We start from the raw sequence: 12,778 nt of genomic DNA on the forward strand, positions 1-12,778 counted from the left end.
TCGTCACCACCTGAAACGGACGGTCGACCCACTGAAGTCACCACCCTCACATACCGGGCAAAAGCCACCGAAAACGGTGGGTCGTGTGAGGGACTCCACAGGGTCCGCGGGCGCCGCCCGGCCGCACTCGCGCACCGGTGGGACAGCGCCCTCAGCCCCGTGGGTCGCGGCCGCTCGTCGCGAGTGCCCGCTCGAAGGCCGTGGCGTCCCCGGCCGTCGGAACGGGGGCGGCGAAGCCGTCGTACTGCCGGTAGACATCGGCGTGCTCCTCGACGACCGCGAGAACGAACGCACCCGTCCCCTCCGGGAGGCTGAACGCCTGGCCGGTGGATCGGGCCAGGTCCCAGCCGTGGAGAGCCAGTTCCTTGACGATGAGCGAGGCGATCTCCGAGGCGGGCATCACGGTGAAACCGAGGTCCACCTCTCCCTCCCAGGCCTCCGGCACCGACCAGGCCTTCAGTGCGCGCTCCAGCTGGGCCGCGTACTGCTCGGCCCAGTCGGCCTCGGCGGTGAAGTCCCGTCGCACGAGCTCGTCGGGCAGCTGGACGCGCAGGGCGCGGTGCTCCAGTCCGTGCGAGGAGTACAGGACGAGATGGTTGGCGAGGTCCCGTACGGTCCAGGCGTCACAGACGGACGGCATGGTCAGCTGGTCGGGGCTCACGGCGCGGGCGACACGAGCGGCCTCGGCGGCACAGGCCGTCAGGTGCGGGTGAATGCTGTTCATGCCTCGACGCTAGGGCGACGCCTCCGACGGGTCTTGAAGAATCGCGACAGCCTCGTCGACCAGGGCGGTCAGCTCGGCGACCGTCATCGAACCGGCCGGCCGGCGCTCGCGGGCGAAGCTGTTGGCAACGCGCTGGAGGGTGTCGTTGACCGGGGTCGGTACGCCGTGCAGCCGGCCGAGCAGGGCGATCTCGCCGTTGAGGTAGTCGGACTCGATCGTGCCCGTGCCGCGGTCGAGCGACTGCCAGGACGAGCCGCCGCGCCGCTTGGAACCGTCGAAGGGATCGAAGCGGATCTTGTCGGTCCGCACCTCCTTCTGCTCCTCCTCACCGGCCACCTCGATGCCCGCGGCCGCGAGGACCACGCGGCCCTCCGCCATCACACGCCGGGCGAGGGCGACTCCGGCCTCGTCGGCGAGGACGCCGGTCGCGGCCTCGATGGCGTTGGCGAGGTTGCTGGTGAGCTTCGCGTACTTCCAGCGCATGACGTCGGCGACGACCGGCGCGAGAAAGTTCGACCTCTCCAGGTCGGCGGAGACGCGCCGGGCGGTCTCATCCGTGCCGCCCGGGAAGCGGCCGATGTGCAGAACGCCGGTCAGCGGCCGGCCGGACGCGGAGACGGCACCCGGTTCGAGATGGGTGGCGGGCAGATAGACGCACATCCCGTAGACCCTGCGGAACCGGCGCAGCGCGAGACGTTCGCTCTCCACGCCGTTCTGCGCGCAGACCAGGGGCAGCCGCTCCGACGCGGTGCCGCCGCCGTCCACGGGCTGCGCGGCCCAGTCCTCGAGCGCGGCCGTGCTGTCCTGTGTTTTCACGGAGAGCACCAGCACGTCCTCCGGCGTCAGCCGCACCGCGTCGGCGCGGTCGACGACCGGCAGCCGGTGCGTGCTGGTGCCGTCCGCCGCGGTCAGGCGCAGTCCGCCGTCCCGCAGTGCCGCGTGGTGCGCGCCGCGCGCGACGAGCACCACCTCATGGCCGGCCTCCGCCAGCCGTCCGCCGATCGTGCCGCCGACCGCCCCTGCCCCGATGATGATGTAGCGCATACGTACGAGGCTCGCACAGCCGTAGTGGATCTCGCACGGGCCCGCGGTGACACAACCGTGGCGTGGCGGTGACGGCCACGGGGCCCGGACGGTTCACCATCGAGGGAAGGAGGCCGACATGTCGTTCTATTACCACAAGCGGATCACCATCATCCCCAAGCTGCTGCACCTGAACATCGGCTCGCACGGCTGGTCCTGGACTCTCGGCGGGCGTCGCGCCCACCTCACCCGGGACAGCCACGGGCACCGCAGCGCGTCGGTGCGGCTGCCGGGCGGCTTCAGCTGGCGCCGGCACTCCGGGCGGCACTGATCCGCGCCGGGCGGGTCAGCTCCGTGTCAGCTCGACCAGCTTGACGACCGTGTTCCAGTTGCGGGTGGTGGCGACGATGCCCCGGCTGAACCGTGGCCTGCCGAGCGCCTCGGCGAGCTTGGAGCGCCCGAGCCCGTTCGGTGCGTAGAGGTACAGCGCCCGGTCGCCGATCCGGAACTCCTCGGGGGCGAAGGCGGCCGGGTCGATCTCCGCGAACCGTTCGGGGCCGACGGGGTCCGAGAGATACGTGACGTGGAGCTGCTTGCCCTCCAACTCGGCCGCGGGGAACGGGCAGTTGTCGGCGATCGCCCGCAGATAGGCGGCGTCGCGTACGAGACAGTCGACGCGGAAGCCGAAGCGGTCCTCGATGCCTCGCTCCAGTTCCACCACGAGGGACTGTTCGTCGCCGGAGGCCGCGTCGAAGACGGCGTTGCCGCTCTGGAGGTGGGTGGCGACAGCCGTATGGCCCAACTCCTCGATGAGCGCACGGAGTTCGGCCATGGGAACTCGCTTGTGCCCGCCCACATTGATCCCGCGCAGCAGTGCCGCATACCTCGTGGTCATCGGCACAGCCTAAGAGGTCATCTCATTTGGTGAGTCTGCGGTAGCAGATGAGGGTGCAGGCGATGCTGGTGAAGGCGAGGAAGTGGTCGGCTTCGCGTTCGTAGCGGCGGTGGAGTCGGCGGCAGCCGGCGAGCCAGGCCATGGTGCGTTCCACGGTCCAGCGGTGGCGGCCCAGTCGTTGCGAGGACTCGACTCCCTTGCGGGCGATGCGGTGGGTGATGCCGCGCTGGCGTAACCAGCGCCGCAGGTGGGCGTAGTCGTAGCCCTTGTCGGCGTGGAGCTTGCCGGGCTTGCGCCGCCGCCGGCCTCGGCGCGAGCGGATCGGCGGGATGCCCTTCACGAGCGGGATCAGGGCTTGGCTGTCGTGCAGGTTGGCACCGGAAATACCGACGGATATGGGCAGACCGGTCCGCTCGGTGATCAAGTGGATCTTCGACCCGTACTTGCCCCGGTCGACAGGATTCGGACCCGTCAGGTCCCCCTTTTCAGGGCCCGCATGTTCACCGAGTCGATCGCGCAACGAGACCAGTCCAACTCGCCACGAACGCCGAGTTCGTCGAGGACCAGGCGGTGGAGCTTGGCCCACACCCTGGCCTTCGACCACTCCGAGAACCGCCGGTGGGCCGTCGCTCCGGACGGCCCGAACGACGCCGACGGCACCTGCTGCCATGTACAACCCGAGGTGGCCACGAATACGATCGCGGCCAGCACCTCCCGGTCGCCGTGCCGTCGCCGCCCACCACCCTGCGGCCGCGACGGCGCCTCCGGCACCACCCGCTGGAACAACTCCCACAACTCGTCCGGCACCAACCGCTCAACGATCCCCACCATGACCGGCATCCTACCGAGCCAGCCAAATGAGATGACGTCTAAGGCGACCGCCGCGCCCCGTGGGGGAGGGCGCGGCGGCCGCCGGTTCAGCGCGGGTGGGCGTCGGTCACTCGACGACCTTCAGCAGCTTGTTGGGCGTGCCGGCGCTCGGGTTGGAGATCTTGTCGGCCGTGGCACCGTCGGTGAGGGCCTTGGCGACCTGCTCCGGGGTGGCGTCCTGGTGACCTGCGAGGTAGACGGCCGCGGCACCGACGACATGGGGCGTCGCCATGGAGGTGCCGGAGATCGTCTTGGTGCCCTCGTCACTGTCGTTCCACGCCGAGGTGATGTCCGAGCCCGGGGCGTAGATGTCCACGACCTTGCCGAAGTTGGAGAACTCCGACTGTGCGTCCTCCTTGGTGGAGGAGGCGACGGTGATGGCCTCGGTCACCCGTGACGGCGAACCCTGGCCAGCGTCCGAGGACTCGTTGCCGGCCGCGACCGCGAAGGTGACGCCGGCGGCGACCGCCTTGCGGACGGCCTCGTCGAGCGCCTCGTCCGCGCCGCCGCCGAGGCTCATGTTGGCGACGGAGGGGCCCTTGTGGTTCTTGGTGACCCAGTCGATGCCCGCGACGACCTGCTCCGTGGTGCCGGAGCCGTTGTCGTCGAGCACCCGGACGGCGACGATCTTCGCCTTCTTGGCGACACCGTGGCTCGCACCGGCGATGGTGCCGGCGACATGCGTGCCGTGGCCGTTGCCGTCGTCGGCGTTGTCGTCGTTGTCGATCGCGTCGAAGCCGCTGGTCGCCCGGCCCTCGAAGTCCTTGTGCGTGACACGGACTCCGGTGTCGATCACGTACGCCGTCACCCCCTCGCCCGCGCTGTCGGGGTAGGTGAACTTGTTGTCGCCCGCCGTGTCGGCCTGGTCGACACGGTCGAGGCCCCACGACGGCGGGTTGTCCTGCGTCGCGTTGGCCCTGAACTTCTTGTTCTGCACGACCTTGTCGACCGCGGGGTCGGCGGCGAGGCGCTTGGCCTCGGTCTCCGTGAGGCCACTCGCGGAGAAGCCGTTGATGGCGGAGCCGTAGTTGCGCTGGAGCTTGCCGCCGTACTCGGTGGCCAGGTCCTGCTTGTCGGCCTTCTTGTCCAGCATCACGATGTAGCTGCCGGCGACCGCGCCTTCGGCGTTGGCCCCGAATATCGTGCCTTCGGCGGGAGTTGCCGCACCGGCGAAGGACGTGCCGAGCACGGTCACTCCGGCCGCTGCCGCGACAGCTGTGATGGCAGCGGTGAGCTTCATCCTGCTCGTGCGCTTGTGATCTGCCATGAAGAGGGGTCTCCTCGTCATCATTTGTGGGGGGATTGGCCCTCGGCCGGAAGATCTCCGGGGGCTGGTTCGAAACCCTGACCGATTGACGCGCCCAGATCAAGACCTTCATGCAGCTGTGACTTAGACAACAAGGTTTCGTAATAAGAAACCGGCCAAGGCCTCCCACATCGGGCAGCAGACCCATCTGGCTTTACATGTAAGGGGCTTCGATCCTTCTTGTCGGGGATGCACCCGGTCCGAAAGGAGGAGGTGACGGCCTCCCGGGGTCACCGCCGGGCAGGAGGAGACGGCCTGAATGTGCCCCTAGCGTCAGAACGGAGACGCAGGCGCCGTGTTCGCGTCCGGGAAAAGGGGGCAGCTGTCATGGAGAACGCAGGGAGAGGACCGCGCGGTCTCGCCGCGCGGGCAGGCGGCTGGAGCGCCCGGCACCGATGGGCCGCGGTGGGGATCTGGGTGGTGTTCGTCCTGGTCGCCATGGTGGCCGGCTCGGCCGCCGGCACGGTGGAACTGAAGGACAGCGACCAGTTGAAGGGGGAGACCACTCAGGCATCGAAGATCACCGAGGACGCCGGGGTCGACGAGCCCGCGAGCGAGTCCGTACTCCTCCAGTCGAGGAACGGCTCTCTCAAGGCCACCGACGCCGAGTTCCGGTCGGCGGTCGACGCGGTGATGAAGGCGGTGAACGCCACCGGTGAGGTCAGCGGCGTCACCTCGCCGTACACCACCCGGAGCATTTCGAAGGACGGGCGCAGTGCGCTCGTCCAGTTCGATGTGCGCGGTGAGGCCGAGACGGCGAGCGAGCGGATCGAGCCGGTGCTGAAGGCCGTTGCCGACGTGCAGGACAAGCATCAGGAGCTGCGGATCGAGGAGATCGGCGGCGCCAGTATGAACAAGACGTTCGACGACGCCTTCGGTGACGACTTCAAGCAGGCCGAACTCTCCGCCGTGCCGGTCGCGCTCGGCATTCTGCTGATCGCCTTCGGCGCGCTGGTGGCGGCCCTGCTGCCCGTCGCGCTCGCCATCACCGCCATCATGGCGACGATGGGTCTGATGGGTGTCGTCAGCCATGTCATGCCGATGAGCGAGACGGCGAACTCGGTGATGCTGCTGGTCGGTCTCGCGGTCGGCGTCGACTACTGCCTCTTCTATCTGCGCCGTGAGCGCGAGGAGAGGGCCGCGGGGCGCGACGCGCACACCGCGATGCAGATCGCCGCGGCGACCAGCGGCCGGGCCGTCATCGTCTCCGGGGTGACGGTGTGCGTGGCCATGGCGGGCATGCTGTTCACGGGCATCGGTGAGTTCGAGTCCATGGGTCTCGCCTCGCTGATCGTGGTGGCCGTGGCGATGGCCGGCTCGGTGACCGTCCTTCCCGCGCTGCTCTCCCTGCTCGGCGAGCGGGTGGAGAAGGGGCGCATCCCGTTCCTCAACCGGGCCAAGCGCGGCACGAACGGCGAGAGCCGGCTGTGGACCGCGGTCCTCGGCGGTGTGCTCAAGCGGCCGATGGTCTCTCTCGTGGTCGCCGCGGGCGCACTGGTGGCCATCGCCCTACCCGCGATCGGGATGAAGACCCAGAACCTCACGCTGGACCAGGAGTTCGGCGACTCGGTGCCGATCGTGGCCACCTACGAGCGGGTCAACGAGGCCTTCCCCGGCGGCGCCGACCCGGCGGAGGTCGTCATCAAGGCGGACGACATCAACGCGGCGCCCGTGAAGTCGGCCATCGCCGACTTCCGCGCACAGGCGGTGAGTTCGGGCGCGTCCAGGGGCCCGGTCGAGGTCGTCACGCACGACGCCGAGAACATCGCCTTCATCTACGTCCCGCTGGTCGGCGGTTCCGACCAGGAGAAGGCGGAGAAGAGCCTGGGCATCCTGCGCGAGGAGGTCCGGCCCGCCACGCTGGGCGCGGTCGACGGCCTCGAGGCGCCGATCAGCGGCCAGGTCGCCGGCTCGAAGGACTTCAACGATCAGCTCACGGGGTCCGTCGCACCGGTCTTCGCCTTCGTGGTGGTGTTCGCCTTCATCCTGATGCTGCTGTCGTTCCGGTCGCTGACGATCGCGGTCACCTCGATCGCACTCAACCTGCTGTCGGTGGGCGCGGCGTACGGAATCCTGACCGCGGTCTTCCAGCACGGCTGGGGCGCGTCGCTGGTGGGCGCCGAGGGTGTGGGCGCGATCATCTCCTGGCTGCCGCTGTTCCTCTTCGTGATCCTGTTCGGGCTCTCGATGGACTACCACGTGTTCGTGGTGTCGCGGATCCGCGAGGCGAAGATGCAGGGCCGGAGCACACGCGACGCGATCACGCACGGCGTGGTCACGACCGCGGGAGTGGTGACGAGCGCGGCGGTCATCATGGTGGCGGTGTTCGCCATCTTCGGGACGCTGTCGATGCAGTCGATGAAGCAGATGGGCGTGGGCCTGGCGGCAGCGGTGCTGATCGACGCGACGATCATCCGCGGAGTGCTGCTGCCGGCGGTGATGGCACTGCTGGGTGAGAAGAACTGGTACTTCCCGAAGTGGCTCCGGTGGCTGCCGGACATGACGCACGACGAGCCGGTGGTTCCGGTGGAGGCGGGAGCGGGGGTACGGGGTCATGACGACGACGGGCGTGGTGCGCCGGTAGCCGTGTAGGAGCCGTGGGTCCGGGGCGAGCTCGGGTGCGCAGCCCCGGACGGGATACGCGGGTCCGGACCCGAGGTGCCCGAACGACGGGGGCGGGGCCTCGAACCTGGTTGACGAAGCCGTGTGCGCGGCTCGGGGCCAAAGCACCCGAACCCCGGGGGCTCGGCCCCGAGTCCGGGGCGGGGGTCCGAGTCCGGGGCGCGGGTCCCCGACCCGGGCGCGGGTCCGGGCGCGGATACGGACCCGGGGCGCGGATACGGGCCCGGGGCGCGGATACGGACCCGGGGCGCGGATACGGACCCGGGGCGCGGATACGGGCCCGGGGCGCGGGTACGGCCCCGGGCACAGCCCCGAGCCGGGCACGGCCCTCAACCGGGGCCCGGGCCCCAACTCGGGCGCGGGTCCCAACCCGGGCGGCGGTACGGACCCCGGCTCGGCCCTGAGCCGGGGGCTCGGCCCTGAGCCGGGGGCTCGGCCCTGAAGCCGCGGGCTCGGCCCCGAGTCCGGACGCAGCTCCGAACCCGGGCCCGGCCCTGAGCCGAGGAACGTCCCCGAGTCCGGACGCGGGTCCCAACTCGGGTACGGGTACGGACCCGCGCACGGCTCCCAACCGGGGGCACGGCCCCCAACCCGGGCGCGGCCCTGAGCCGGGGACTCGGCCTCGAGTCCGGGCGCGGGCCCCAACTCGGGCGCGGGTCCCAACCCGGGCACGGGACCCAACCCGGGCACAGCCCAGAGCCGGGGGCACGGGCCCAACCCGCGCCGCTGGCACCGCCCCTGAGGCGAAGCTCTCGGTGCACCGCCTCTGACAAATCGCCCCTGCGGCAAGCACCCCGACCCGCGTCCTCGATCGCCGGACCAGCTTCCTCCCGAAGCCCGTCCGGCGATCGCCTCATGTCCGCGGCAGCTCCACCCCGCTCACACCCGAGCAAGCTCGGCCTCTTGTCACACCCGCGGCAGCTCCGCCTCGATCAGGTCCGCCGCGCGCGGTGTGCCGCCCTCCGCCGCCATGCCCGCCCCGATCTCCGTCAGCCGGCGGGCCACCTCCGGGTCCGAGGTCAGGGACAGCACCGCCTCCCGCAAGTCCTCCGCCGTCGCCGTCGTCGAGTCCAGACGGCGCGCCACTCCCAGTCCCACCAGCATGTCCGCGTTGCCGAACTGGTCGACCGCCTGCGGCACCGCGACCATCGGGGTTGCCGTCGCCAGGCCCTCCTGGCTGCCGCCCGCTCCCGCGTGCGTGATGAACGCGTCCGCCTCGCGCAGCACCGCCAGTTGCGGCACCCATGAGCGCACCTCGATGTTCGGCGGTACGTCCCCGAGCTCCGACTCCTCGACGTAGCGGCCGATCTGGAGCACCACGTGCCAGCCCGGCAGCCCTCCGAAGGCCTTCACGCACTCGCGGTAGAACGCGGGGACCTTGGTGAAGGCCGAGCCCAGCGAGACGAGCAGCACCTTCTCCGCGCCGGCCGGCCGCTGCCACTCCCCCTGGTCCTTGCGCTCGCCCTGGCATGCGCCGACGAAGGTGTGGACGGACGCGTCGACCCGGTCGGCGTTCGGCTGAAGTGCCCTGGGGATCAGGACGATCGACCGCGCCGGGCGGCCGACGAAGGCGTCGGGGTCACGGTCGGCGAGCCCGTTCTCCGCGAGCCACCCGCGAAAGCGCGCGTAGTACGCCCGGCCGCGCTCGGACGCCTTGAGTTCCGCGAACATCGGCTCGGCCACTTCTTCCTCGTATCCCTCCCAGGCGACGAGGTTCGGGGAGAGCGAGACGGCGGGCACGCCCCAGCGGTGGGCGAGGACGCGCGCCGGGTAGGAGGCGATGTCGTGGATCACGAGGTCCGGCTCGTCGCCCTCGAAGGCCTCCGCCAGCTGGGGCAGCACCTGGATGGCGTCGTGGAGGAAGGGCTCGATGTTGTCGATGAGTTCGGTCCCCCACGCCTCCGGTTCCTCCTCCGTGGGCAGGGTCGAGGTGTAGACGACGCGCGTCGCTCCCGTCGCGGCGACGCGGTCGGCGTACGAGGCGGGGATCGCGTAGCTGACGCGGTGGCCGCGTGCGACCAGTTCCCGGACGACCTCGATGCTCGGGTTCACATGCCCGGGGGCGGCGATGGAGAACATGGCGATATGGGCACGCTGTCGTTCGGTCATGGGACCGAGCGTAAACGAGACGAGACGTCTCGTGCAACAGAGCTCCCTGCCGTGTCAGCGCTGATAGCGCGCGAGCACCAGATTGCCGTCCCTCTCCAGCCGCTTCTCCAGCTCCTTCCGGTCGATGGCACCGCTGTAGTACTCCTGCAGTGCGGGCGTGGCCACCTTGTCCTTCCACTCCGGATAGCCGCGGACCGACTGCGCCGGGGCGGACCGCAGACTCCGCGCGAGCTCGGCGCCGGTGGCCCAGCCGTCCTTCGGGGTGTGCAGTGCCGGGTCCGCGAGTGCCCGGGTGCCGGTCGGCAGCATCCAGTCCCCCTTCGCGAGCCGCACCATGTTCGGCGGCCGGAGCATGAAGTCGATGAACGCGGCCGCCTCCTTCTTATAAGGACTGTCCTGCGCGACCGACAGGGTCTGCGGACTGACGCCCTGTGCGTTCCCCTCGTCGCCGGCGGGAGCCGGCAACACCGTCCACTCGAAGCCCTTCGGCGCCTGCTGCACGACCTGCTGCCGGAAGGAGAAGCCCAGCGGCACCATCGCGTACTTACCACCGAAGAGACCGGGCAGCGTGTCCGAGCCGCTCATGCCGAGCGTGGTCCGCGCGGCACTCCGGTCGGTGTTGACCTGGTCGTGGACCGTCCCGGGCATCACCCCGTCGGCGTCCGTGAACCGGACGGTGACCCTGCCGTCGTCGCCCCGGTGGAAGAGCCGCCCGCCCGCCGACAGCCCGAGGTTGAGGGTGACGGAGACCGGCTCCTTGAGCGGCCAGGCGACGCCGTACCTCCCCTTGCCCATCGCGGCCGTCAGCGTCTTGGTGACCTCACGGAACTCGGCCCAGCTCCACGGATCCGCGGCCGTCGGGACCCTGACCCCCGAGGCGTCGAGGATCTTCTTGTTGGCGATCAGGACCCGTGGTTCCTGGAGGAAGGGGACGCCGTAGGTCTTCCCGTCGAAGGTGGCCGTCTCCCAGCTCTGCCGGGGGATGTCGTCCTTCAGCCGCTGGGGCAGGAGGCCGGTCAGGTCGGCGAGATAGCCGCCGTACGCGAAGTCGGCGAGGTCGTCGGACGCGTCATGGATGATGTCCGGCGCCTCACCGCCCTCGAACGAGGTCAGCAACTGGTCGTGGACGCTGTCCCAGCTGCCCTGGACATAGTCGACCTGCACACCGGGATGGGTTCTGTTCCACTCCGCGACGAGCTCCTTGTTCGCGTCGACGGACTCCTTCTGCCAGGCGAGGGACTGGAACCGCAGCCTGACGGTCCCGTCCGTCCGCCCGTCGTCGCCGTCCGAGCAGCCGGTCAGCAGCAGGGCCAGCACCGTGGCCGCGGCGGCCAGCGTCCGCGCCCGCATCAGGACTTCACCGCCCCGGCCAGCATGCCGCCGGTGATCCGCTTCTGGATGACCGCGAAGAGGACGAGCGAGGGAAGCGTGGCGAGGAACGCCGCGGCGGCGAGCGGCCCGAGATCGGCGGCCCCCTCCGCGCCGAGGAAGTGCGTCAGGACGACCGGCAAGGTCTGCTTCTCCGGGGTCTTGAGCAGGACGAGCGCGAAGAAGAACTCGTTCCATGCGGTGATGAACGCGAACAGCGCGGTGGCGACGATGCCCGGCGCCAGGAGAGGGGCGGTGACCGACACCAGCGTGCGCAGCCGGCCCGCACCGTCGACGGCCGCGGCTTCCTCCAGCTCGCGCGGCACGGCCCGTACGTATCCGACGAGCATCCAGAGCGCGAACGGCAGCGCCCACACGACGTACACCATGATCAGCCCGGCGAGGGTGTTGATCAGATGCAGGTTCTTGAGGATCAGGAACAGCGGAATGATCACCAGGACGAACGGGAACGCCTGGCTGACCACCACCCACCCGGTGGCGGCCGTGGAGAGATTGCTGCGGTTGCGGGCCATGACGTACGCCATCGGGGTCGCGATCAGCACCGCGATCACGGAGGCGGACACCGCGGCGATCAGGCTGTTCCCGGCCGCCTGGAGCAGGGGCTGTTCGTCGAAAGCCTGACGGAAGTTGTCGAGCGTCGGGTTCTCGGGGATCCAGGTGGGGTGGAGCGAGCCCAGTTCCCGCGGCGGCTTGAAGGCCGTGGAGATCAGCCAGAGGAAGGGAAAGGCCAGAAAGACGAGGTAGCAGGCCAGTGCGGCGTACTGTCCCGCGCGGCCGGCCCTGCCGGTACGGAGCGTGGTCACTCGTCCCCTCCCTTGAGCCGTCCCACGAGATAGAGGGCGAGCATCACGGAGATGACCGCGACCATCACACAGCCCATGGCGGCGGCGTAGCCGAACTGTCCGTAGCGGAAGGCCTCTTCGTAGGCGAAGAGCATGGGGAGGCGGGTGCGCCCTCCGGGCCCGCCGTTGGTGAGCACGTACACCAGCGCGAACGAGTTGAAGTTCCAGATGAAGTTGAGCGCGGTGATCGCGAGGGCGATGGGCTTCAACGCCGGCCAGGTGACCGTGCGGAACCGGCGCCAGGCGCCCGCGCCGTCGAGGGCGGCGGCCTCGTGCAGTTCGTGCGGTGTGTTCTGCAGTCCGGCGAGCAGGGCCACGGTGGTCTGCGGCATGCCCGCCCAGATGCCGACGACGATCACGGCGGGCAGGGCGGTGGCCAGCCCGGTCAGCCAGTCGCGTCCGTCGCCGAGTCCCAGATCGCGGATCGTCTCGCTGAGGATGCCCGCGTCGGGGTTGTAGACGAGACGCCACATGATGCCGACGACCACCTCGGGCATCGCCCAGGGAATGATCGCGAGGGCGCGGGCCAGCCAGCGCAGCCGGAGCTGCTGGTTCAGCAGCAGCGCGAGACCGAGCGCCAGCACGAACTGCGGCACCGTCACGCCGACCGCCCACAGCAGGCCGATTCTGAAGGAGTCCCAGAACAGCGTGTCGTGGAGCAGGTCCTGGAAGTTGAGGGTGCCGATCCACTGGGTCGGCTCGGTGCGTCCGGCCTGGGAGTCCGTGAACGCCAGCGAGATGCCGTAGAGCAGCGGCCCCACGCTGAGCACCAGTATGGGGATCAGCGCCGGGAGGACCAGGAACCAGGCTCCATGGTCCGTCCTGCGCGCGGACCGCGGCGCTGCGGTCGCCGATGTCACGGAATCGACTCCTTCGGGCGGCTGGTCCTGCTGGTCCGGCCGCCCTGGCGGCCCCCGTCATCGTGCTGACGGCCCGTCGCTTCGTCAACCCCACCTGCACGGATGCAAGACTTTGGCGGATTCACAGGGTCGTGGGAG

General features: G+C 70.1%; 10 protein-coding genes and 1 pseudogene. 2 read left to right on the forward strand and 9 right to left on the reverse strand.

Translation table 11 applies throughout. From position 1 onward, the window contains the following. Positions 1-151: 151 nt before the first annotated feature. Together RPQ07_RS08470 and RPQ07_RS08475 are read right to left on the reverse strand one after the other, a co-directional pair. Positions 152-724, reverse strand: coding sequence for a TIGR03086 family metal-binding protein (locus RPQ07_RS08470; RefSeq protein ID WP_313943459.1), 573 nt, complete (start codon positions 722-724; stop codon positions 152-154). Between the two features lie 9 nt (positions 725-733). After that, positions 734-1,768 (reverse strand): ketopantoate reductase family protein, encoded by a 1,035-nt coding sequence (locus RPQ07_RS08475; protein ID WP_313943460.1) that lies wholly within the window; start codon positions 1,766-1,768, stop codon positions 734-736. 118 nt (positions 1,769-1,886) lie between these two features. On the opposite strand from RPQ07_RS08475, the gene RPQ07_RS08480 reads away from it, so the two are divergent. Then, complete coding sequence (locus RPQ07_RS08480) at positions 1,887-2,078, forward strand: DUF4236 domain-containing protein (RefSeq protein ID WP_313943461.1); 192 nt, start codon at positions 1,887-1,889, stop codon at positions 2,076-2,078. A 15-nt stretch (positions 2,079-2,093) separates the two neighbouring features. On the opposite strand, the gene RPQ07_RS08485 is transcribed toward RPQ07_RS08480, so the two are convergent. From RPQ07_RS08485 to RPQ07_RS08495, 3 genes are all read right to left on the reverse strand, one after another. Then, a complete protein-coding gene (locus RPQ07_RS08485) occupies positions 2,094-2,642 on the reverse strand; it encodes a DUF1697 domain-containing protein (protein ID WP_313943462.1) in 549 nt (182 codons plus the stop codon). Positions 2,643-2,664: 22 nt separating this feature from the next. Further along, positions 2,665-3,473 (reverse strand): IS5 family transposase gene (locus tag RPQ07_RS08490; RefSeq protein ID WP_413777715.1). Its coding sequence is split into 2 segments (ribosomal slippage): positions 2,665-3,125 and positions 3,125-3,473, totalling 810 coding nucleotides; the frame shifts between segments, so codons are not numbered across the junction. Positions 3,474-3,579: 106 nt separating this feature from the next. Next, positions 3,580-4,779 carry a S8 family peptidase gene (locus tag RPQ07_RS08495; RefSeq protein ID WP_313943464.1) on the reverse strand — a complete coding sequence of 400 codons (1,200 nt, stop codon included), beginning with the start codon at positions 4,777-4,779 and terminating at the stop codon, positions 3,580-3,582. 366 nt (positions 4,780-5,145) lie between these two features. Here RPQ07_RS08495 and RPQ07_RS08500 point away from each other — a divergent pair, with 366 nt between their 5' ends. Beyond that, entirely contained in the window at positions 5,146-7,410 is a 2,265-nt protein-coding gene (locus RPQ07_RS08500) for an MMPL family transporter (RefSeq protein ID WP_313943465.1), read from the forward strand. A gap of 936 nt (positions 7,411-8,346) precedes the next feature. On the opposite strand, the pseudogene mgt reads toward RPQ07_RS08500, so the two are convergent. The 4 genes and pseudogenes from mgt to RPQ07_RS08520 form a co-directional block, all read right to left on the reverse strand. Further along, positions 8,347-9,589, reverse strand: a pseudogene (gene mgt / locus RPQ07_RS08505) (macrolide-inactivating glycosyltransferase). A 14-nt stretch (positions 9,590-9,603) separates the two neighbouring features. Continuing rightward, positions 9,604-10,899 (reverse strand): sugar ABC transporter substrate-binding protein, encoded by a 1,296-nt coding sequence (locus RPQ07_RS08510; RefSeq protein ID WP_313943467.1) that lies wholly within the window; start codon positions 10,897-10,899, stop codon positions 9,604-9,606. Beyond that, positions 10,899-11,741 carry a carbohydrate ABC transporter permease gene (locus RPQ07_RS08515; protein ID WP_313943468.1) on the reverse strand — a complete coding sequence of 281 codons (843 nt, stop codon included), beginning with the start codon at positions 11,739-11,741 and terminating at the stop codon, positions 10,899-10,901. Before RPQ07_RS08515 ends, RPQ07_RS08510 begins: the two co-directional genes overlap by 1 nt. Next, a complete protein-coding gene (locus RPQ07_RS08520; protein WP_313943469.1) occupies positions 11,738-12,640 on the reverse strand; it encodes a sugar ABC transporter permease in 903 nt (300 codons plus the stop codon). The genes RPQ07_RS08515 and RPQ07_RS08520 overlap by 4 nt, the downstream gene beginning before the upstream one ends. Positions 12,641-12,778 lie beyond the last annotated feature (138 nt).

This window comes from Streptomyces sp. AM8-1-1 (genome assembly GCF_032229325.1).
Lineage (GTDB): Bacteria > Actinomycetota > Actinomycetes > Streptomycetales > Streptomycetaceae > Streptomyces > Streptomyces achmelvichensis.